This window comes from Nocardiopsis camelliae (genome assembly GCF_028993595.1).
GTDB classification, from domain to species: domain Bacteria; phylum Actinomycetota; class Actinomycetes; order Streptosporangiales; family Streptosporangiaceae; genus Nocardiopsis; species Nocardiopsis dassonvillei.
On the sequence record NZ_CP118614.1, the window covers coordinates 5,796,670 to 5,818,876 of the forward strand.

At 72.8% G+C, this 22,207-nt stretch carries 17 protein-coding genes and 1 riboswitch; of the genes, 12 read left to right on the forward strand and 5 right to left on the reverse strand.

The genetic code is table 11. The features are described from left to right. Positions 1–12: 12 nt before the first annotated feature. The 3 genes from PV789_RS25295 to sucC are packed head-to-tail and all read right to left on the reverse strand — an operon-like array spanning position 13 to position 3,721. Positions 13–1,560: an aldehyde dehydrogenase family protein gene (locus PV789_RS25295; RefSeq protein WP_274974862.1), complete on the reverse strand. Its 1,548-nt coding sequence runs from the start codon at positions 1,558–1,560 to the stop codon at positions 13–15. Then, the gene (sucD, locus tag PV789_RS25300; RefSeq protein WP_274974863.1) at positions 1,557–2,495 is read right to left on the reverse strand and encodes a succinate--CoA ligase subunit alpha; all 939 of its coding nucleotides are present in this window, start codon (positions 2,493–2,495) and stop codon (positions 1,557–1,559) included. The genes PV789_RS25295 and sucD overlap by 4 nt, the downstream gene beginning before the upstream one ends. A gap of 38 nt (positions 2,496–2,533) precedes the next feature. Then, positions 2,534–3,721 carry an ADP-forming succinate--CoA ligase subunit beta gene (gene sucC, locus PV789_RS25305; RefSeq protein WP_274974864.1) on the reverse strand — a complete coding sequence of 396 codons (1,188 nt, stop codon included), beginning with the start codon at positions 3,719–3,721 and terminating at the stop codon, positions 2,534–2,536. 152 nt (positions 3,722–3,873) lie between these two features. Here sucC and PV789_RS25310 point away from each other — a divergent pair, with 152 nt between their 5' ends. From PV789_RS25310 to PV789_RS25330, 5 genes are all read left to right on the forward strand, one after another. Continuing rightward, positions 3,874–7,107, forward strand: coding sequence for an MFS transporter (locus PV789_RS25310; protein ID WP_274974865.1), 3,234 nt, complete (start codon positions 3,874–3,876; stop codon positions 7,105–7,107). Positions 7,108–7,130: 23 nt separating this feature from the next. Continuing rightward, on the forward strand, positions 7,131–8,360 hold the full coding sequence (frc, locus tag PV789_RS25315; RefSeq protein ID WP_274974866.1) for a formyl-CoA transferase: 1,230 nt from the start codon (positions 7,131–7,133) through the stop codon (positions 8,358–8,360). A gap of 4 nt (positions 8,361–8,364) precedes the next feature. Next, the gene (locus PV789_RS25320; protein WP_274974867.1) at positions 8,365–10,524 is read left to right on the forward strand and encodes an acetate--CoA ligase family protein; all 2,160 of its coding nucleotides are present in this window, start codon (positions 8,365–8,367) and stop codon (positions 10,522–10,524) included. 236 nt (positions 10,525–10,760) lie between these two features. Then, complete coding sequence (locus tag PV789_RS25325; protein WP_274974868.1) at positions 10,761–12,359, forward strand: Nramp family divalent metal transporter; 1,599 nt, start codon at positions 10,761–10,763, stop codon at positions 12,357–12,359. A gap of 35 nt (positions 12,360–12,394) precedes the next feature. Then, entirely contained in the window at positions 12,395–12,922 is a 528-nt protein-coding gene (locus PV789_RS25330) for a hypothetical protein (RefSeq protein WP_274974869.1), read from the forward strand. 102 nt (positions 12,923–13,024) lie between these two features. On the opposite strand, the gene PV789_RS25335 is transcribed toward PV789_RS25330, so the two are convergent. Then, entirely contained in the window at positions 13,025–13,339 is a 315-nt protein-coding gene (locus PV789_RS25335) for a DMT family transporter (RefSeq protein ID WP_274974870.1), read from the reverse strand. 36 nt (positions 13,340–13,375) lie between these two features. Beyond that, positions 13,376–13,442, reverse strand: a riboswitch (guanidine-III (ykkC-III) riboswitch). A gap of 390 nt (positions 13,443–13,832) precedes the next feature. Here PV789_RS25335 and PV789_RS25340 point away from each other — a divergent pair. From PV789_RS25340 to PV789_RS25370, 7 genes are all read left to right on the forward strand, one after another. Then, a complete protein-coding gene (locus PV789_RS25340; protein ID WP_274974871.1) occupies positions 13,833–14,231 on the forward strand; it encodes a DUF485 domain-containing protein in 399 nt (132 codons plus the stop codon). Next, positions 14,228–15,913: a monocarboxylic acid transporter gene (locus PV789_RS25345; RefSeq protein ID WP_274974872.1), complete on the forward strand. Its 1,686-nt coding sequence runs from the start codon at positions 14,228–14,230 to the stop codon at positions 15,911–15,913. Before PV789_RS25340 ends, PV789_RS25345 begins: the two co-directional genes overlap by 4 nt. Positions 15,914–16,136: 223 nt before the next feature. After that, positions 16,137–17,153, forward strand: a complete 1,017-nt coding sequence (locus PV789_RS25350) for a sensor histidine kinase (protein WP_274974873.1) — start codon at positions 16,137–16,139, stop codon at positions 17,151–17,153. After that, positions 17,150–17,965: a LytR/AlgR family response regulator transcription factor gene (locus tag PV789_RS25355; protein ID WP_274974874.1), complete on the forward strand. Its 816-nt coding sequence runs from the start codon at positions 17,150–17,152 to the stop codon at positions 17,963–17,965. The genes PV789_RS25350 and PV789_RS25355 overlap by 4 nt, the downstream gene beginning before the upstream one ends. Then, positions 17,962–18,423 carry a hypothetical protein gene (locus tag PV789_RS25360; RefSeq protein WP_274974875.1) on the forward strand — a complete coding sequence of 154 codons (462 nt, stop codon included), beginning with the start codon at positions 17,962–17,964 and terminating at the stop codon, positions 18,421–18,423. Before PV789_RS25355 ends, PV789_RS25360 begins: the two co-directional genes overlap by 4 nt. Further along, complete coding sequence (locus PV789_RS25365; protein WP_274974876.1) at positions 18,417–20,072, forward strand: sodium/solute symporter; 1,656 nt, start codon at positions 18,417–18,419, stop codon at positions 20,070–20,072. Before PV789_RS25360 ends, PV789_RS25365 begins: the two co-directional genes overlap by 7 nt. A 191-nt stretch (positions 20,073–20,263) precedes the next feature. After that, a complete protein-coding gene (locus PV789_RS25370) occupies positions 20,264–21,022 on the forward strand; it encodes a hypothetical protein (protein ID WP_274974877.1) in 759 nt (252 codons plus the stop codon). A gap of 272 nt (positions 21,023–21,294) precedes the next feature. Here the strand turns inward: PV789_RS25370 and PV789_RS25375 are convergent, their stop codons facing one another. Continuing rightward, entirely contained in the window at positions 21,295–22,068 is a 774-nt protein-coding gene (locus PV789_RS25375; protein ID WP_274974878.1) for a bestrophin-like domain, read from the reverse strand. Positions 22,069–22,207: the final 139 nt, after the last annotated feature.

Consider the following 22,207-nt stretch of genomic DNA (forward strand, 5'->3'; position numbering starts at 1 on the left):
CCGCGCTTCTCCCTAGACGCGTCCCTCGGGGCGCAGGGTGTAGTGCGGGAAGTTGCCGGGCGGGCGCTCGGCCGCCGGTCCCCTCGTGACCGCGTGGACCAGCAGCTCGCCGCCGACGAAGGCACCCCGCCAGGAGTCGCCCCAGCCGCCGAACAGCTCCTCGCGGTCCCCGCGCGAGCGCGGCCGGTTGACGCCGACCTTGAAGGCCCGCACCCCGGCGGCCAGGCGCGCGGCCGTGTCGGTGTCGTCGCACGAGACCGTGGCGACCAGGGCGCCGTTGCTGGCGTTCATGGCGGCCAGCAGCTCGGCCTCGGTGTCCACCAGCACGATCGAGTCGACCGGGCCGAAGGGCTCGGCGTGGAAGAGCGGCGAGGAGCGCGGCGGCTCCAGGAGGGCCACGGGGGCCACGTAGGCGTCCGTGTTCTGGTCCGGCAGCAGGAGGGCGTCCTCCAGCCCGCCCCGGTAGAGCGGCACGGCCCCGCCCGCGACGGCCTCGGCCACCCGGTCGGTCAGCTCCTTGGCCTTGGCCGCGTTGATCACCGGGCCGAAGTCCAGCTCGGGCAGGTCGTCCCCCGGGGCTTCCACGGCCAGGGGGTGGCCGAAGCGCACGGACCGGACCGCCGTGAGGTAGGCGTCGAGGAAGGCGTCGAAGCGGGAGCGCTGCACGACGAACCGGGGGTAGGCGGTGCAGCGCTGCTTGGCGTAGTCGAAGGTTTTGCGGATCTGCCCGGAGAGGGTCTCCCAGTCCCCGAACTCCCACACGCCCCAGCAGTTGAGCCCCTCCTGCTCCAGGACGTGCGGCCGCCCCAGGTCGGCGAGGTCGGCCGCCACCCGGCCGCCGGTGTCCCGGCCGCCGACGAAGGACACGCAGCCGATCTCGGGCCCGCGCACCAGCGCCGGGGAGAGGTCGCTACCGCCTCCGCTGACCAGGGTGAACGGCAGGCCCTCGCGGACCGCCAGGGCCACGGCCAGGGTCAGGCAGACCAGTCCGCCGTCGGTGGGGGTCTTGGCGATCACGCCGTTGCCCGCCAGCGCCTGGACGCACATCGCGTGCGCCAGCACGCTCATCGGGTAGTTCCAGCTCGCGATGTTGCTGACCGGGCCGTCCAGTGGCAGGCGGCCCTCCAGCATCGGTTCGACGCCGTCCAGGTACCACTCGACCCCCGAGATCGCCCGGTCCACGTCCTGGCGGGCCAGCCGCCAGGGCTTGCCGATCTCCCAGACCAGGGCCAGGGCGAGGGTGTCGCGGTGCCGCTCCCAGGAGCGGACCGCGGCGCGCACCCGCTCGCGGCGCTCGGCCAGGGGCAGTGCGCTCCAGCGGCGGTGGTCCCCGGCCGCCCCGGCGACCGCGCGGGCGGCGGTGGCGCCGTCGAGCATGGGCGGGCCCGCGATCTCCGAGCCGTCCACGGGCGAGTACGCGGTCCGGGGCCCGCCGTCGGCGCGCCACCGGCCGCCCCAGTGGTTGTGCGTCCGGTCGGGGCCGAAGGCCTCGGGGGCCGCCTCGCGGCAGCGGGTGTACAGGATCGCCCAGTCGGTGCCGGGCTTGAGCGTCGCCGTCATCGCGCCGTGGGCGCCGCCTCGGGGAGGGCGCCCGCCTCCTCTCCGAGGGGGGTCCCGCCCAGGACGGCGCGCACCATCCGGGCCGCTTCGCTGGGGGTGGTGCCGACCTTGACGCCGACGGCCTCCAGCGCTTCCTTCTTGGCCGCGGCCGTGCCCGAGGAACCCGACACGATCGCGCCCGCGTGGCCCATCGTCTTGCCCTCCGGAGCGGTGAAGCCCGCCACGTAACCCACCACCGGCTTGGTCACGTTGTCGCGGATGAACTCCGCCGCACGCTCCTCGGCGTCCCCGCCGATCTCACCGATCATCACGATCACGTCGGTGTCCGCGTCGTCCTCGAACGCCGCCAGGGCGTCGATGTGCGTGGTCCCGATGATCGGGTCCCCGCCGATGCCCACCGCCGAGGAGAAACCGATGTCACGCAGCTCGTACATCATCTGGTACGTCAGCGTCCCGGACTTGGACACCAGCCCGATCCGGCCCGGCTTGGTGATGTCGGCCGGAATGATGCCCGCGTTCGACTGGCCCGGCGTGATCAGCCCGGGGCAGTTGGGGCCGATGATGCGGGTCTTGTTGCCCTTGGCCTGGGCGTGGGCCCAGAACGCGGCCGTGTCGTGCACCGGGATGCCCTCGGTGATGACCACGGCCAGCCCGATCCCGGCGTCGACGGCCTCGAAGACCGCGTCCCGGGAGAACTTGGGCGGCACGAAGATGACGGTGACGTCGGCGCCGGTGGCGGCCATGCCCTCGGCCACCGAGCCGAAGACGGGCACCTCGGTGCCGTCGAAGTCGACCTTCTGACCGGCCTTGCGGGGGTTGACTCCGCCCACGACGGTGGTGCCCGAGGCGAGCATGCGCCGGGTGTGCTTGGTGCCCTCAGAGCCCGTCATGCCCTGCACCAGGACTCTGCTGTCGCTGTTCACGAAGATGGCCATGTGTGTTCGTCGCTCCCGTCGGGGGTGTGCGGCCGCTGTCAGTTGGCGGCCGCGAGCTCGGCGGCCCGGGCGGCGGCGCCGTCCATGGTGTCCGCCTGCTGCACGGCCGGGTGGGCGCGTCTGGTGAGGATCTCGCGGCCCAGCTCGGCGTTGTTGCCGTCCAGGCGCACGACCAGCGGCTTGCCGAGCTGGTCGAAGCCCTCGTCGCCGCTGCGGCCCTCCAGCATGTCCAGGGCCCGGACGATGCCTTCGGCCACCGCGTCGCAGGCGGTGATGCCGCCGAAGACGTTGACCAGGACGCTCCTGACCGAGGGGTCGCCCAGGATGATGTCGAGGCCGTTGGCCATGACCTCGGCCGAGGCGCCGCCGCCGATGTCCAGGAAGTTGGCGGGCTTGACGCCGCCGTGCGCCCCGCCCGCGTGGGCGACCACGTCCAGGGTGGACATGACCAGGCCCGCGCCGTTGCCGATGACGCCGACCTCGCCGTCGAGCCTGACGTAGTTCAGGCCCCTGGCCCTGGCCGTGCGCTCGCGCTCGTCGGTGTCGGCGCCGTCGGCGAACGGGGTCCGCTCGGGGTGGCGGAAGGCGGCGTTGCCGTCCAGGGTGACCTTGCCGTCCAGGGCGATGATCCGCCCGTCGGCCGTGCGGACCAGGGGGTTGACCTCGACGAGGGTGGCGTCCTCCCCGACGGCGACCTGCCAGAGCCGGGTGACCACCTGGGCCGCGCAGTCGCGCACCTCCTCGGGCAGCCCGGCCGCGCGGCAGATCGCGAGGGCGGCCCCGTGGTCCACGCCCCCGGGGCCGACCGGGGTGCGCACGACCGCCTCGGGCCGGGTCCGGGCGACCTCCTCGATGTCCATGCCGCCCTCGGCGGAGCAGATGGACAGGAAGGTGCGGTTCGCGCGGTCCAGCAGGAAGGAGAAGTAGTACTCCTCCGCGATGTCGGAGGCCTCCTCGACGAGGACGCGGCGGACGGTATGGCCCTTGATGTCCATGCCGAGGATCTGCTCGGCCCTGGCCCGGGCATCCTCGGGGCCCTCGGCGACCTTGACGCCGCCGGCCTTGCCGCGACCACCGGCCTTGACCTGCGCCTTGACCACCACCCGGTGGCCGATCCGTCCGGCCGCCAGCAGGGCCTGTTCGGGGGTGTCCGCGATCTCGCCCTCGACGAGGGGGACGCCGTACTCCCCGAAGAGCTGTTTGGCCTCGTACTCGTACAGATCCACCGGGCCTCCTCACGTGCGTGGTTCTCGGTCACCTCCAGTGTTACGCCATACTGTATGCAGTATGCAATAGCCCTTCGGGCAGAAATGTGTCCCCGGTCACCCCTTTCCAGATCGACGTGCCCTTTGCATACTGCATACAAGGAGGTGTCGTCATGCGCAGCCGCCGTCCGGCCCCCGTTCCGTCCCCCTCCACCCCCTCCTCCGCCGCCCCCTCCCCCGAGGAGGTGCGCGACTGGCGCGGCAGGAGCTACGCGGTGGGCCCCTCGGCCCGCGCGCTCACCGGCCGGTCCCGCCGCGCGATCCTGCTCCGCGCGCTGACCGCCGCGGCGGCGGTCGGCGGACTCCAGTTCGGCTACGGCGCCGCGGTCCCCTCGCTGGTGGCCGCGCACGGCTGGTCGCCCGCCCAGGCGCTGGCCCCCTTCCTGGTCTGGACCCTGGTGCAGGGCGCCTGCGCGCCGGCGCTGCACCGGCTCCGGGCCCGGGGAGCCGTGCGGGCCGGACCGGCCGTCCAGGCGGGTGCGCTGCTGTGCGCCGCCGCCCTGGTCTCGCTCGGCGCCTTCCCGTCGCTGCCCGCCGCAGTCCTGGGCTACGGCCTCCTGGGCGGTCTGGGCGCGGGGCTGGTCTACCACTCCTGCGCGCACCTGGTGGACGGCTGGTTCCCGGACCGGCGCACCGTGCGCTCGGGCGCCGTGGGCGGCGCCTTCGCCCTGGGCTGGACGCCCCTCCTGCCCGCCGTCGCGCTCGGCGCCTCCCCTGCCGCCCTGCCCGTCGTCTGCGGGGCGCTCGCCCTGCTGGTCGCGGTCCTGGGGCTGGTGGGCGGCGCGGGGCAGCGCCCGGCCCCGCCCAGGTGGTGGCCGCCCGGCTCCGACCCGCGCGCGAGCGCGCTGCTGGCGGGCGCCGACCCGCCGTGGGCCCGCGACCTCACCCCGGCCCAGGCGTGGTCCTCCGGCCGCTCCCTGCCGCTCCTGCACGCGGTGGTCGCGCTGTCCGGGGCGAGCGCGCTGTCCACCCTCGCCGTGCTGCCCGTCCTCCTGGCGGACGGCGGCCACCCGGGCGCGGCGGTCGCCCTGGCGGTGACGGCCTTCGCGGCGGGCAGCGGCCTGGGACGGCTGGCCGCGGGTACCGCGGCCGAGCGGACCGGCCGCAGGCGCACGCTCACCGCGCTGCTGTGCGCTGGGGCGCTCGCCCAGGCGGGCCTGGCCGTCGCCGTCCCGACCGGGCAGAGCACCGCACTCGTGCTGCTCGCGCTGGCGGCGGGCGCGTGCACCGGCTCGTGCTACCCGCTGACCCGGGCGATCACCGAGGGGCACTTCGGGCCGCGCTGGACCGCCGACATCCACGGCCTGGTCTACAGCTCCAAGGCGGTCGGCGGCCTGCTCGGGGTCGGCGGGGCCGCGCTGTTCCTGGCCCTGGCGCCGGCCTCCGCGTGGCCCGCGGGCCTGGCCGCGTCCGGGGCGCTCTGCGGCGCGGCGGCCGTCCTGGCGGCCCTGCTCAGGCGTCCGCTCCCGGTCCGGACCACACCCGCCCCACACGGGGTCTGGACACCGACGCGGCACCGTGCTCCAATGTGTTGCACACGGTATACAGTATTCCGCCTACAGAAGACGGTCGCACCGCACAAGCCACCGCAGGACACGTCCCGCACACCGCACACCCGCACGAAAGGGGTCGGCGTACCGATGGCCGACAAGGCAACCAGCGAGTCCACCAGCAGCGAGAAGACCACGATCTCCGGCGGCCACCTGGTCGCCAAGGCCCTCAAGGCCGAGGGGATCGACGTGATCTTCACGCTCTGCGGCGGACACATCATCGACATCTACGACGGATGCGCCGACGAGGGCATCGACGTGGTCGACGTACGGCACGAGCAGGTCGCCGCGCACGCCGCCGACGGCTACGCCCGCGTCACCGGCAAGCCCGGGTGCGCCGTCGTGACCGCCGGACCGGGGACCACCGACGCGGTCACCGGCATCGCCAACGCCTACCGCGCGGAGAGCCCGATGCTGGTCATCGGCGGCCAGGGCGCCCTGAGCCAGCACAAGATGGGCTCGCTCCAGGACCTGCCGCACGTGGACATGATCAACCCGATCTCCAAGTTCGCCGCCACCGTGCCGCACACCGAGCGGGTCGCCGACCTGGTCTCGATGGCCTTCCGCGAGGCCAACAGCGGCGCCCCCGGCCCGGCCTTCCTGGAGATCCCCCGCGACGTCCTGGACGCCGAGGTGCCCGTGGAGCGAGCGCGTATCCCCGCCAAGGGCCGCTACCGCGCCTCCACCCGGCAGGCGGGCGACCCCGCCGCGATCGAGCGGCTGGCCGACCTGATCGTGCGCTCCGAGAAGCCCAGCATCCTGCTCGGCAACCAGGTGTGGACCACCCGGGCCACCCAGTCCGCCACCGACCTGGTGCGCGCGCTCAACATCCCCGCCTACATGAACGGCGCGGGCCGGGGCACCCTGCCGCCCGGCGACCCGCACCACTTCCAGCTCTCCCGGCGCTACGCCTTCACCAACTCCGACCTGATCATCATCGTCGGCACCCCCTTCGACTTCCGGATGGGCTACGGCAAGCGCCTCTCGCCCACCGCCACGGTGGTGCAGATCGACCTCAACTACGCCACCGTCGGCAAGAACCGCGACGTGGACCTGGGGCTGGTCGGGGACGCCGACGTGATCCTGTCCTCGGTGCTCCAGGCGACCTCGGGCTACGGGGACAACGGCGCCCAGAGCCGCAAGACCTGGCTGGAGGAGCTGCGCACCCAGGAGCAGGCCGCACTGGACAAGCGCGCGCACCTGCTCACCTCCGACTCCACGCCCATCCACCCCTACCGGCTGGTCAGCGAGATCAACCAGTTCCTCACCGAGGACTCCATCTACGTCGGCGACGGCGGCGACATCGTCACCTTCTCCGGCCAAGTGGTCCAACCCAAGTCGCCGGGCCACTGGATGGACCCCGGGCCCCTCGGCACGCTGGGCGTGGGCGTCCCGTTCGTGATGGCGGCCAAGTACGCCCGGCCGGACAAGGAGGTGGTGGCCCTCTTCGGCGACGGCGCGTTCAGCCTGACCGGCTGGGACTTCGAGACCCTGGTCCGCTTCGACCTGCCCTTCGTCGGCATCGTGGGCAACAACTCCTCGATGAACCAGATCCGCTACGGCCAGATCGCCAAGTACGGCGCGGACCGGGGCGAGATCGGCAACACCCTGGGCGACGTCAACTACGCCGAGTTCGCCCGGATGCTGGGCGGCCACGGCGAGGAGGTCCGGGACCCGGCCGACATCGCCCCCGCGCTGCGCCGCGCCCGCGAGTCCGGCAAGCCCTCGCTGATCAACGTCTGGATCGACCCCGAGGTCTACGCCCCGGGGACGATGAACCAGACCATGTACAAGTAGCCCGGACCAGGAAGGAGAGAGTCATGGGCAAGGCACTCGACGGGGTCCGCGTCCTGGACATGACCCACGTCCAGTCGGGCCCGTCGGCGACGCAGATACTCGCCTGGATGGGCGCCGACGTGGTCAAGGTGGAGGCGGTCACGGGTGACATCACCCGGCGCCAGCTCCGGGACAAGCCCGGTGTGGACAGCCTCTACTTCACGATGCTCAACTCCAACAAGCGCAGCGTCACCCTCAACACCAAGAGCCCCAAGGGCAAGGAGATCTTCCTGGACCTGGTCCGCCGCAGCGACGTGCTGGTGGAGAACTTCGCCCCCGGCGCACTGGACCGCATGGGCTTCACCTGGGAGGTGCTCGCCGAGGCCAACCCGCGGCTGGTCTACGCCTCCATCAAGGGGTTCGGCCCCGGCGCCTACGCCGACTTCAAGGCCTACGAGGTGATCGCCCAGGCGATGGGCGGTTCCATGAGCACCACCGGGTTCGAGGAGGGCCCGCCGCTGGCGACGGGCGCCCAGATCGGTGACTCGGGCACAGGGATGCATACAGTAGCCGGTATCCTCGCCGCGCTGTACCAGCGCACCAACACCGGCCGGGGCCAGCGCGTCCAGGTCGCCATGCAGGACGCGGTGCTCAACCTGTGCCGGGTCAAGCTGCGCGACCAGCAGCGCCTGGCGCACGGACCGCTGGCGGAGTACCCCAACGACGACTTCGGCGACGAGGTCCCCCGCTCCGGCAACGCCTCCGGCGGCGGCCAGCCCGGCTGGGCCGTGCGCACCTCCCCCGGCGGCCCCAACGACTACGTGTACGTCATCGTCCAGCCCACCGGCTGGGAGCCCATCACACGGCTCATCGGCCGTCCCGAGCTGGCCGAGGACCCCGAGTGGGCCACCCCCGAGGCCCGGCTGGACAAGCTCGACAAGATGTTCGCCCTCATCGAGGAGTGGGCCAGCCAGATCCCCAAGTGGGACGTGCTGGCCGCGCTGAACGCGCACAACATCCCCTGCGGGCCGATCATGTCCACCCGCGAGATCATCGACGACCCCACCCTGCGGGCCAACGGGGTCGTCACCACCGTCGAGCACCCCGAGCGGGGCTCCTACGACACGGTCTCCTCGCCGATCCGGCTCTCGGACTCACCGGTGGACGTCGTCCGCTCCCCGCTGCTCGGCGAGCACAACGCCGAGGTCTACGGCGGCGAACTGGGGCTGTCCGACGAGGACCTGGCCGAACTCGCATCGAACGGAGTGATCTGAACACATGGCCGCCTACACCCCCGACCGCCCCGACCACGACCGCGCCGCGGTCCGCGAGGTGCTCGACCGCGCCAGGGCCGAGGGCAGGAGCGCCCTGACCGCCCCCGAGGGCCGCGTCCTCGCCGACGCCTACGGCATCCCCGTCCCCGGCGAGGCGCTGGCGCACTCCGCCGAGGAGGCCGCCGAACTCGCCGGAGAACTCGGCCTGCCGGTCGTGGCCAAGATCGTCTCCCCCGACATCCTGCACAAGACCGACGCGGGCGGCGTCGAGGTCGGCCTGGACAGCGCCGAAGCGGTCGCCGGGGCCTACCAGCGCATCACCGCCAACGCCCTGGCCCACACCCCGGGGGCGCGCATCGACGGGGTCCAGATCCAGCAGCAGGTCGGCGGCGGACCGGAGGTCGAGGTCCTCGTCGGCGCGACCACCGACCCCACCTTCGGCAAGATCGTGGTCTTCGGGCTGGGCGGCGTCCTGGTCGAGGTGCTGCGCGACGTCACCTTCCGGATGGCCCCGGTCTCCCGCGGGGAGGCGCTGACCCAGATCGACGACATCCGCGCGGCCGAGGTCCTGCGCGGCGTGCGCGGCCGCCCCGGCGTGGACAGGGAGCGGCTGGCCGACGTGGTGAGCAGGCTGTCGGACCTGGTCACCGACTTCCCCGAGATCGCCGAGGCCGACCTCAACCCGGTCTTCGCCGGACCGGCCTCCGCCGTGGCCGCCGACCTGCGCTTCGTCCTGGACTTCGCGCCGCCCGAGCCGCCCGCGCGGTTCGAAAGGGACGAGATCCTCGCCGCGATGAACCGGGTCTTCAAGCCGCGGTCGATCGCGATCGTCGGCGCCTCCAACGAGCCCGGCAAGATCGGCCACTCCGTCATCAAGAACATCGTCGACGGCGGGTACGCGGGCGAGGTGTACCCGGTCAACCCCAAGTCCTCCGAGGTGTACGGCCGCACGGCCTACAAGAGCGTCCTGGACATCCCCGGCGAGGTCGACGTGGCGGTCTTCGCGATCCCCGCCAAGTTCGTGGCGGGCGCGCTGGAGGACGTCGGCGCCAAGGGGGCCGCCGCGGCGGTCCTCATCCCCTCCGGGTTCGCCGAGACCGGCGAGCAGGAGCTCCAGGACGAGGTGCTCGCCGTCGCCCGCAGGCACGGCGTGCGCCTGCTCGGGCCCAACATCTACGGCTACTACTACACGCCCGAGAAGCTGTCGGCGACGTTCTGCACCCCCTACGACGTCAGCGGCGGCACCGCCCTGACCTCGCAGTCGGGCGGGATCGGCATGGCCATCCTCGGCTACAGCCGCAGCACGAGCACCGGCGTCTCGGCCATCGTCGGCGTCGGCAACAAGGCCGACATCGACGAGGACGACCTGCTCACCTTCTTCGGCCAGGACGAGAACACCAACGCCGTCGCCATGCACCTGGAGGACCTCAAGGACGGCCGCGCCTTCGTCGAGGCCGCCCGCGAGGTCGTGCCGCACAAGCCCGTCATCGTGCTCAAGGCCGGGCGCACCGACGCCGGGGCGCGCGCGGCCGGGTCGCACACCGGCGCGCTGGCGGGCGACGACAAGGTCTACGACGACATCCTGCGCCAGGCGGGCGTGGTCCGGGCCCCCGGGCTCAACGAGCTGCTGGAGTTCGGCCGCGCGCTGCCGGTCCTGCCCACCCCCAAGGGCGAGAACGTCGTCATCATCACCGGCGCGGGCGGATCGGGCGTGCTGCTCTCCGACGCGGTGGTGGACAACGGGATGAGCCTCTACGAGATCCCGCCGGACCTGGACGCCTCGTTCCGGGCCTTCATCCCGCCCTTCGGCGCCGCCGGGAACCCGGTGGACATCACCGGCGGCGAGCCGCCCTCCACCTACGAGGCCACGATCCGCCTGGGCCTGGAGGACGAGCGGGTGCACGCGCTCATCCTGGGCTACTGGCACACCATCATCACGCCGCCGATGGTCTTCGCGAAGGTGGTCGCCGACGTGGTGGCCGAGGCCAGGGCCAAGGGGATCGACAAGCCCGTGGTCGCCTCGCTCTCGGGTGACACCGAGGTCGAGGAGGCCTCGCGGTACCTGTTCGAGCACGGCGTCGTGGCCTTCCCGTACACCACCGAGAAGCCCGTGCAGATTCTCGGCGCGAAGTATCGCTGGGCCCGCGCCGCGGGACTACTCTGACCCAGTGCCCGGTCGGTGCTCCGGCCCCGGCCGGGCCCCGCAGCAACGCGCACCACCCCTGAACCCGGCGGCCACGGAGCCGCCGCCACACGGCCGCCGGGTCCCCCACCGCGCGACGCAGCCCCTGCGTCGCGGTGACCTCGCCCGTGCGTCCGGCAGAGAGGAGTCCGCACCACCCGGGGGCGCCATGCCAGCAAGCAGCTCGCATCCGCACAGCCCACAGGGAGTTCCCAGCAATGGATTCCTCACGCCCCGAGACCGGCGGCACGCCCGAACCGGTCCGCCAGTCCCCGACCGACGCACAGCCACCCTTCGTACCCGCCCAGAGGCAGGCCGCTCCCCCCGGGGCCGAGGCCGCCTCCGGTCCGTCCGCCCCCGGCGGCGCTCCGCCCGAGGAGCGCGTGTGGAAGGCGGGCCGGCTGGAGCCGATGCCGATCCGCCCCCTGCCCAAGGCGCCGCCCTCGATCCACATCCTGGGCCCCACCGTGTTCCTCGTCGCCCTCGGCGTGGGCATGGGCGAGTCCTACATGTGGCCGAGGCTGGTCCTCGTGTTCGGCCCCGAGATCCGCTGGCTGTTCCTGGTCGGCGTCACCCTCCAGGCCGTGGTCATGCTGGAGATGTCGCGGTACGCGATGGCCACCGGGGAGAGCATCTTCTACGGCGCCGCGCGCGTGTTCAAACCGCTCATGTGGTTCTTCTTCATCACGGCGATGCTGGTCTACATCTGGCCGGGCCACCTCTCGGCGGGCGCCTCGGCCTTCGAACGGGTGACCGGCATCCCCTGGCAGGTCACGGCGGTGGCCGGGATGCTCCTCGTCGGTGTGGTGTTCACACTGGCCAAGGTCATCTACAACCTATTGGAGAACGTGCTGTCGATCTGCATCGGCATGCTGGTGGTCGGCAGCGCCGTGATCGCGGCCATCGTGGGCGACCTGTCCGACCTCACCTCCACCCTCACCGGGATGTTCGCGTTCGGCTACCTGCCGGAGGAGGCCACCACGGCCCTGTGGTTCCCCGTGATCGTGGGCTCCATCGCCTTCGCCGGGCCCTCGGGCATGCAGCAGATGTGGTACACCCTGCACCTGCGCGACAAGGGCGCCGGGATGGGCTCGCACATCCCCAAGATCCGGGGGCTGCGGCACGCGGGCGAGCAGGAGACCATGCCCACGCGCGGCTTCATGTTCGACACCTCCGACGCCTCGGAGATGGAGAAGTGGAAGGGCTGGCGGCGCTGGGTCACCTTCGACGCGATGGTCCTGTTCTGGGGCATCACGATGCTGGTGACGATCTCCTTCACCGTGCTGGCCCAGGCCTCGGCCCGCTTCGACCCGAACGTGACCGACCTGCTGCGCGACGGCGACCGCGACGCCGCCCTGGACGCCATGGCGGCCTCCTTCTCGGCGGCCGGCAGCCCGGTCCTGGGCACGGTGTTCTTCTGCTTCATCGCGCTCATCGGCCTCAACGCCACGCTGGGGCTGTTCGACTCCTTCTCGCGCGGCCAGGCCGACATGACCTTCAACTTCGTGCCGGGCGCCAAGAAGGTCGGCATGTCGAGGCTGTACGCCCTCTTCCTGTGGGGCCTGATCGCCTTCGGCATCGTGATCCTGCTCTTCGGCCCCGCCGACGGCCCGGCGGCGATCCTGGACGTGCTGGCCTTCCTGTCGGCGTTCGCGATGGGCGCCTACTGCGTGGTGCTGCTGCTGGTCAACAACCTCACCCTGCCCAAGCCGATCCGGCCGGGCATCCTCTCCAACGCCGTCATCGCCTTCGCGGCGGTGTTCTACCTCGGCGCCCTGTTCTACTCGCTGTTCGCCTTCGGGGTCGTGATCGACTGATGGGCGCCCGGGAAGCCCTCCCCGCGGGGAGGCCCGTGCTCGACCACGTGGAGATCACGCTGCCGGGCGCGCTGATCGGCGTGGTGGCCGGTCTGTTCGCCACGGCCGTCGCGGTGATGGCCGGGCTGTCCCCGGTGGTCACCCTCGCCCTCGCGGCCGGGCTGGGGGTACCCCTGGCCCTGTTCGGCGCCGGGTACTGCGTGCTGCTGGCGCGCGGTGTCTTCCAGGTCGGCGCGGTGGCGCCCATGGCGCTGTACTGGCTGGTGGGGTTCCCCGTCTCCCGGCTGATCGACTCCTACGCCGTGGCGTGGGCGCTGGGCGACGACACCGTGCTGGGGGAGCCGCTCCTGTCCTTCCTGGCCCTCCAGGCGATGCTGAGCCTGGGGTTCACGATCGGCTTCCTGTGGCTCCACGAGAGGATCGCGCCGCACTGGCTGCTCCGCGTCCGGGGTCACAACCCGGTGGCGGCGTCCCTGATCGAACGCTATCTGGAGCACGCCGTCCACCTCGACCGGCGGCGGGGCGGCACCCGCCGCGGCACCTCTCGGTCCCCGTCGCCCTGAGCCGCGCGGTGACGCTCCCGTGACGACGGCGGGGGCCGGCCCCCGCCGTCGTGTACACGGTCCCGGAAGGACGAGGAGACCGCCCGTCCGGGGACGCGGCTCCTAGTGCAGGAGCTTGAGCCCCACCACGCCCGAGACGATGAGCACCAGGCACATCAGCTTGGCCCAGGTGAAGCCCTCGCCGAGGAAGAACATGCCCACCAGCGCGGTGCCGACGGCTCCGATGGCCACCCACACCGCGTAGCCGGTCCCGACGGGGATGGTGCGCAGCGCGTAGGCCAGACCGGCCATGCTCAGGAACAGGGTGACCCCGAAGGTCACCGACGGCCACAGTCGGGTGAAGCCCTTCGAGGCGCTGAGCGAGAGGGCCCACGCGGTCTCCAGGAACCCCGAGATCACCAGAACGATCCAGGCCATGATGCCTACCTCCGTGACGTGTGACGTGCGTTGTCCAACGCGCCGTCTTGTCGTCACCGGGTACGGCGCACCTCGTCCGGGGTATCGCGGAACGCGCCGACGCGGATGTCCGCGACGGCGGTGATGGTGCACAAGCTACAACGCCCCGGGCCGGACGGGCGTTCCGGGTGGGGTGGAGGCGTGTCTCACCACCGGGAGCGGCCCCCGGACCCCTCCCCCGGGCACCGGAACCCCCGCGGAACGGGCTCCGCGCGCGCGTGCGCCGCGGGGCCCGTGGTCTGGACCGGAGCCGCTCGGCGACCGTTCGGCGCGCCGGACGACCGCTCACCGCGCGCTGGGCGACCGTTCGACGCTCCTCCCCCGCGTTCGGCGCGCGTGCGCACGAGCCCCCTCCTTCGCGGTAGTGCCGCTCCTTACAGTTCCCCGTAACGCAGATCACACCAGAGCGGCGCCGTCGCCGCCGGACGCACGGAAATCCCCCCGGAGGTAGAGCATGTCAACAGACCGGCCAACGAAGGACCCGGCCCCGCCGCCCGACGGCGACGGAAACGGCGACGCGATCCCGACCGAGGCCTACGTCACCATGCACGGCGACCCGCGCTTCGTCGAGCTCAAGCGGCGGCTGTACAGGTTCGTCTTCCCGATGAGCCTCGCCTTCATGGCGTGGTACCTGCTCTACGTGCTCATGTCCGCGTTCGGCCGCGACCTCATGGGCGTGGTGCTCTTCGGCAGCGTCAACGTCGCCCTGGTCTTCGGTGTCCTCCAGTTCGTGTCGACCTTCGGGATCGCCGTCCTGTACACGAACTACGCGCGCCGCAGGCTCGACGCCCAGGCGGTCGAGCTGCGCGACGAGCTCCACTACAACGCGGCGAACAAGGAGGGCGGCCGATGAACCTCGCCCAGGAAGCTGTCGAGACGGTCAGCGACAGCAGCCGCATCATCACCATCGTCCTCTTCGTCCTCATGATCGCGGCCACGCTCGGCATCACCGTCTGGGCCGGCCGCAGCACGCGCTCCGCCACCGACTTCCACTCGGGCGGGCGCGGCTTCTCCCCGCTCCAGAACGGCCTGGCGATCGGCAGCGACTACATGTCCGCCGCGTCCTTCCTGGGCATCGCGGGCATGATCGCGCTGTTCGGCTACGACGGCTTCCTCTACTCCATCGGGTTCCTCGTCGCCTGGCTCGTCGCCCTCCTGCTGGTCGCGGAGCTGCTGCGCAACTCCGGCCGCTACACCATGGGTGACGTGCTGTCCTACCGGATGCGGCAGCGCCCGGTGCGCACGGCCGCGTCGGTCTCCACGATCGTGGTGTCGATCTTCTACCTGCTGGCGCAGATGGTCGGCGCGGGCGCGCTCATCGCCCTGCTGCTGGGCATCCAGCCCGGGCAGACCTTCATGGGCATGGACGCCGCCACCGCCAAGATCGTCGGCATCGTGGTCATCGGCCTGCTGATGACCATCTACGTGACCTTCGGCGGCATGAAGGGCACCACCTGGGTGCAGATCATCAAGGCCCTCATCCTCATGCTGGGCGCCGCCCTGCTCACCGTGCTGACCCTGTCCCTGTACGGGTTCAACCTCGGCGCGCTGATGAGCGACGCCGCCGCGGCCAGCGGCCAGGAGGGCTTCCTGGAGCCCGGCCTGCGCTACGGGGTGGAGGTCGCGGGCGATCCGCTCCAGACGCTGTGGAACAAGCTGGACCTGATCAGCCTGGGTCTGGCCCTGGTGCTGGGCACGGCCGGTCTGCCGCACATCCTCATCCGCTTCTACACCGTCCCCGACTCCCAGAGCGCCCGCAAGTCGGTCAACTGGGGCATCGGCCTCATCGGCACCTTCTACCTGATGACCCTGGTGCTGGGCTTCGGCGCGGCGGCCATCGTCGGCCACGAGGCCATCACGGCGCAGGACGGCGCGGGCAACACCGCGGCCCCGCAGCTGGCCCAGGTGGTCGGCGAGCGCATCGGCGGCGAGATGGCGGGCGCGGTCCTGCTGGCGATCATCGCCTCGGCGGCCTTCGCGGCCATCCTGTCCACGGTGGCGGGCCTGGTCATCGCCTCCTCGTCCTCCATCGCGCACGACTTCTACAACTCGGTCCTGCGCAAGGGCAGGGCCACGGGCGCCGAGGAGGTCCGGGTCGCCCGCCTGTCCGCCCTGGGCGTCGGCGTGGTCGCGATCCTGCTGGCGGTGTTCGCGCAGAACCTCAACGTGGCCTTCCTGGTCTCGCTGGCGTTCGCGATGGCGGCCTCGGCGAACCTGCCGACCCTGCTGCTCAGCCTGTTCTGGAAGAGGTTCAACACCCGGGGCGCCCTCGCGGGCATCTACGGCGGCCTGATCAGCGCCGTGGGCCTGGTGTTCTTCTCGCCCGTGGTCTCCGGCAGCGAGACCGCGCTCATCCCGACCGCGGACTTCGCCTGGTTCCCGCTGCCCAACCCGGCCCTGGTGTCGGTGCCGATCAGCCTGCTGTGCGCGATCGTGGGAACCCTGTCGTCCAAGGAGCGCGACTTCGACAAGTTCGCCCAGCTCCAGGTCCGCGCCCTGACCGGCGCGGGCGCGGAGAAGGCGGCCAACCACTAGAGGTGGTGCCTCCGGGCCCGCCACCGCTCCCGGTGGCGGGCCCGGCTCCCGTCCGCGGCGCGAGCGCGCATTTGCGTCACGATTCGAAAGGTGACCCCGGCCACGTGAGCACCGACACAGTCCGCTGGGATAGGGTCGTTCCGTGTCATACCGGTGGCTGTCGCGGGTGTCCCCCTCCCGACGTCGCCCAGCGTCCTCGGAGCAGCGGGCGAGCGTCGAGCTGATGCGTCAGGTCCACGCCCTCGGCGTCGACCTCCGGGACGGGCTGCACGGCCGGAGGGTCCCCTCGGCCGCCAGGCGGCTGCGCCAGCTCCTGGCCGTGGACGGCGTCGTCCTGGCCGACCTGGACGGTCCTGTCGCCGCGCACGGAACCAGCCCCGCGCCCTCCGAGGTGGAGGGCCTGCTCTCCCAGGTCTTCGAGTACGGGAGCAACGCCAGGATCCGCCTGCCCGACGGCACGTCGGCGTGCGCGGTCCCCCTGACCGTGGCCGACGAGATCTCCGGCGCCCTGGTGGCCTCGGGCCATCCCGTGGAGGCCGACGTGGAGGCCGCCGCCGCGCTGGTCTCGGACTGCCTGGACCACGCGGCGCTGCGCCGGGCCCGCGCGCGGATCGCCGCCGCCGACCTGCGCACCCTGCGGGCGCAGATCTCCCCCCACTTCGTGCACAACGCCCTGGCGGTGATCGCCGCCCTGGTGCGCACCGACCCCGACCGGGCCCGCCACCTGCTGTCGGACTTCGCCGACTACCTGCGCTACGGCTTCTCGGAGAAGGGCGACTACGCGACCCTCTCGGAGGAGCTGGAGGCCACCCAGACCTACCTCGAACTCCAGCGGGCCCGCTTCCACGACCGCCTGGACATCACCGTGCGGATAGCCCCCGAGGTGCTTCCGGTGGCCATACCGTTCCTGGTCGTGCAGCCGATCGTGGAGAACGCCATCCGGCACGGGCTGGAGCGCAAGGAGGGCCGCGGCCACATCAGCGTCTCCGGTTTCGGCGAGGGCCCGCTGTGCGTCATCGAGATCGAGGACGACGGAGTGGGCATGCACCCCGACCTGGCCCGCTCCCTGCTGGCGGGTACCGGCCCGGAGTCGCGCAGCGTCGGCCTGGCCAACGTGGACCAGAGGCTGCGCGCCGTCTACGGACCCGAGTACGGTCTGGTGATCGAGACCGCGCTGGGGGAGGGGACGAAGGTGACCGTGCGCGTGCCCAGGTTCACCAGGGGGGTGGTGGCGCGTTGAAGCCCGAACTGCGGGTGCTGGTGGTCGAGGACGAGGCCTCCACCCGCCAGGAGATGGCGTCCCTGCTCGGCGACATGCCCGAGGTGGCGGAGGTCCTGGTGGCCGACAACGGCGCCACCGCCGTGCGGCTGCTGGGCACCACCACCATCGACGCCGCGTTCCTGGACATCCTCATGCCCGGCCTGGACGGCATGGACGTGGCCCGGGTGCTGAGCGTGCTGTCCGAACCCCCGTCCATCGTGTTCGTGACCGCCTCCGAGGCCCACGCCGTGGAGGCCTTCGGCATCGGCGCCGTGGACTACCTGCTCAAGCCGATCCGGCCCGAGCGCCTGGCCGAGGCGGTGGGCCGCATCGCCCAGCTGCGCAGGCCCGGGGGCGGGACCCCGCCCGCCGAGGACCTGCACGTGGTGCAGATCGACACCGGCAGGCGCACGGTGTTCGTCAAGCGCGACGACGTGCAGTTCGTGGAGGCCCAGGGCGACTACGTGCGCCTGCACACCGCCGACGGCGGCCACCTCATCCGCCTGTCGCTGTCCTACCTGGAGGAGGTGTGGGCCTCGGCCGGGTTCGTCCGGGTCCACCGGGGGTTCCTGATCGCCATCCCGTGGGTGCGCGACCTGCGGGTGACCTCCTCGTCCGGCCTGGTGGCGGGCACCCCGGCCGGGGACGTGCCGGTGAGTCGCCGCCACGGCCGCCACCTGCGCGCCCAGTTGCTGGAGGCGGCCCGGCGCGACCAGCTCGGCCGGTCCGCCAACGCCCAGGGCGGCCCCGCCTCCCGGCCGCGGGACGGTGAGGGGGAGCAGGCGCCGTGAGCCCGCGCCGCGAGAAGCTGACCAGCCCGCAGACCCGGATCGCGCTGGCCCGGGGCAACCGGCCCGCGCAGCACCTGCTGCCGATCCCGGAGCCGGTGGACACCGAGGCGGCGCGCGCGCTGTTCCGGGCCCAGCGGCGGACCGCCGTGCGCACCGTGGCGGTGCTGTCGGTGCTGCTGTTCGGGATGAGCGGCGCGTTCGCGCTCTTCCCCGCTCTGGGGGAGGTCCGTCTGGGCGGGGTCCCGCTGTCGTGGCTGCTGCTGACGGTGGCGATCTACCCGATGCTGTTCGGGCTGGCGCTGTGGCACGTGCGCTCGGCCGAGCGGGTCGAGGACCGGGCCGAGAGCGCCGGGGCGCCGGAGCGGGCGGAACCCGGCAGCGGGGAGTTCGACCGGGGCGCCGGACCCGCGCGGAGGCCGGGGCCCGAAGGCGGCGGGGACGCGGGGCGCACGTGGTGATCGCGGTCCTGGCGATCGGGCTGGTCCTGCTCACCAGTCTGGTCATCGGCGTCTACGGGGTGCGGGCGGCCCGCTCGACCTCCGACTTCCTGGTGGCCTCGCGGCGGATCTCCCCCAACTGGAACGCGATGGCGATCGCCGGGGAGTACCTGTCGGCCGCCTCGGTGCTGGGACTGGCGGGACTGCTGCTCAAGAACGGTCTGGGCACCATGTGGTACGCGGTGGGGTTCGCCGCGGGCTACGTGGCGGTGGTGGCGCTGGTGGCCGGACCGATGCGCCGGTCGGGGGCGTTCACCGTGCCCGACTTCGCCGAGTACCGCCTGGGCGCGCCGCGCCTGCGCAAGCTGTGCGGCTGCGTGGTGCTGGTGATCATGCTGCTGTACCTGGTGCCCCAGTTCAAGGGCGCCGGTGTGGTGCTGGCCCTGGTCAGCGGCACGCCGTACTGGGTCGGGGTGCTCCTCGCCGGGCTGGTGGTGAGCGCTTCGATCGCGGCCGGGGGGATGCGGTCGGCGACCTACGTGCAGGCCTTCCACTACGTGGTCAAGCTGGCCTTCATCGCCATCCCGGCGGTCTACCTGGTGGTGCACGCCGGTCCGCAGACCCGGGCCGAGGCGCTCAACCCCGAGTGGGGCACGCACTTCCCCGAGACGACCCCGGTGGAGTTCACCGTGGGAACCCGGTTCGGCCTGGACGAGCCGGTGACGGTGACCACCCCCGGGGGCGAACGGGTGGAGTTCGCGGCCGGGGAGCACAGCGTGGAGGCGGGCACCGAGTACGTGTTCCCCGAGGGCGCGCCCATCCCGCACCCGGCGGGGCTGCCGGAGCTGGGCAGCGAGCGGTGGAGTTCGCCGCTGCTGGACATGGGCGGGTACCCGCTGTTCGAGACGTGGTCCACGCTGCTGGCGATCACGCTGGGCTGCATGGGGCTGCCGCACGTCATCATGCGCTTCCACACCAGCCCCACGGCGCGGACCGCGCGCCGGGTGGCGGTGGGCGTGATCGCCCTGCTGGGGCTGTTCTACCTGTTCCCGACGGTGTACGGGCTGCTCGGTCGGGTGCTCACCCCGCACCTGGTGCTGCTCCAGGGCACCGACACGGTCGCGGTGGTGCTGCCCGCCCAGGCGGTGCCGGGCTCGGTGGGGACGGTGCTGACGGCACTGGTGGCGGCGGGGGCGTTCGGCGCGTTCCTGTCCACCTCCTCCGGACTGCTGCTGGCCCTGGCGGGCGGGCTGTCGCACGACCTGTTCCAGGGCAGCGTGCCGCGGCTGCGCCTGGCGGTGGCCGTGGGCGCGTGCGTGGCGGTGCTGCTGGCGCTGCCGGCGCAGTTGATCGACATCAACGTGCTGGTGGTGTGGGCGTTCACGGTGGCGGCCTCGACGTTCTGCCCGCTGCTGGTGCTGGGCATCTGGTGGCGGCGGCTGACGCTGGCCGGGGCCGCGTCCGGGCTGGTCGTGGGGGCCGTGACGGCGACCGGCGCGGTGGGGTGGTCGATCCTGCTGCCGCCCCCGGTCGGGTGGCTGTCGGTGCTGCTGGCACAGCCCGCGGCGTGGACCATCCCGCTGGCCTTCGGGACGATGGTGCTCGTCTCCCGGCTGACCAGGCCGCCGGACTGGGCCGAGCACGCCGTGCTGCGCCTGCACTCCCCCTGACCCGCGCGGCCGTGCCCCCCGCCGCCGACTCCGGTGGCGGCTCCGGCGGCGGTACCGGTGGCAGGGTCGGTGGTGGAACCGGCGGCGGAACCTCCGTGTCGGGCGGGCCGCGGAGGGCGCGTTCTCGGGTGTAGGGTCCGGACTGACCGCGTACGATCACCCGTAGTGCCGACAGCGACACGAGGAGTCCCATGCCCCCCTCACGCCGTGCTCTGCCCGCGCTGCTGGCGGCGGGCGCGCTCCTGCTCGCCTGCGGCTGCGGCGCCCCGCCCTCGCTCGCCCCGGACGACCCATCCGCCCGACCACTGGAGACGGCCTCCCTGGTCGGCGCGGCGGACACCGTCCCGGAGGTGAACGCGGACGGCACCGGCATCAGCGTGGACGACGGGAACTCCCGCGTGGAGGTGGGCCCCGGCGGGGTCCGCGTGGAGACCTCGGGCGCGCTGGTGGACGTCTCCCCCGGGTCCTACGTCCTGGTGTGCGCGAACGGTGTGCGGGTCGTGGTGCGCGCGGGCGAGGCGCCGCCGTGCTCGCCGCGCCCCGAGCAGCCGGAGCCACCCCCCGAGGAGCCCGGCTACCCCGAACCCGAACCGCCCGCACCCCCGGCGCCCGGCGAGCCGGAGCCCGGGGAGCCCGCACCGCCCGCACCCGGCGAGCCCGCTCCCCCGGCCGCGGAGGAGCCCGGGACCTCGCCGCCCGAACCGGAGGCCGACCCGGTGGAGCCCGCCCAGGAGCGCGCGGAGCAGCCCGAAGAGCCATCGGCGTCCCCCTCGACCCCGCCCCCGGTGGAGCGGGCCGTCCAGGAGCAGGTGCTGGCCGACCTCTCCCCGCACTCCGCGCCGCAGGCCGCCGGAGCCTTCACCCCCATGCGCACCATGGTGGTGCTCATGGTCGTCATCGCCGTGGTCGCCGCGGGCGCGGGCCGCGCCGCCACGCGCTCCTCGGGCTGACCGGTTCCGGGGCGGCGCCATGACGGGCGCCGCCCCGGAGCGGCCGACCGCGGGTGAGCGCCCCGGCGCGGCCAGCGCCTGACCCGACCGTGCCTGCACCTGCATCCGCATTCGCGCCTGCCCCGACCGCACCCGCATCTGTACCTGACCGGACCACACCTGCCCCGACCGCGCCCGGCCCGACACGGCCGTCCGCCGGCGCCCGGAAACAGCGGACGGGCCCCGGACGCGGCCCCCGAGGACGCGTCCGGGGCCCGTCGGCCCGCTTTCCCCTACTGGGGGCTGAGTGAGGCGTCGATCCGCTCGAACCCGGCCAGCGCGTCCTGGATCGCGCCCGCGTCGTGCGCCAGGGCCCCGTTGTAGGGGTTGCCCAGGTAGAACAGCAGCAGGATCGTGGCGAACACGAACACCAGGTTGGCCGACGCCCAGAAGTAGGCCACGGTCGAGCCCCGCCGGATCATGGCGAAGGGCAGCACCGCCACCGCGATGGCGGACAGGGCCGCGATGCCGTTGAGGACGGACGGGATGCCGTCCCCGGCCGCGTCGGCGCGTTCGATGCGCGCGTCGCTGAGCTCCGCGAGTTCCTGGCGGGCGGTCAGGCGGTCCAGGCCGTCGCCGGTGTCGGACACCGACAGCGCCCGCACCGACGCGGCCAGGTCGGCCAGGGCCTCGTCGCCCTCCTCGCTCAGCTCGCCCTCGGCGCGCATCATCGGCCAGTCGCTGTCCGCGACCGCGGTCATGTAGGCGCGCAGCTGCTGGCGCACCGTTTCCGCCTCGTCGGCGGGGAGGGTGGTGGTGCTCCAGTACAGGGCGTCGGCCGCGCCCGTCTCCTCGGTCAGCCCGTCCCCGGCACCGGTGAAGTTCTCCCAGCCGATCACCACACCCATCGCCGCCGCCGCGAGGTAGAGGGCGAGCACACAGGGGGCGACGACCACGCTGACGGCGCCTCCCGAGGATTCGTCGTCGACGCGGAACCTGCCTACGGCGAGGACCGCGCCGCCGACCATGGCGGCCAGGACGGCGAGGACGAGCAGCATTGTCATCATGGGGGTTCCCAGGGAAGAAGGAGGAGGGACCGGCAGCGGACGGGTCCATCCGTAGCACGCGCGGGGCGGCCTTCTCAGCGGAAAGAAAGAACGTCCGCAAATGTCCCCCCGGCGTGGTGACCAGCCCGGACGCCCACCG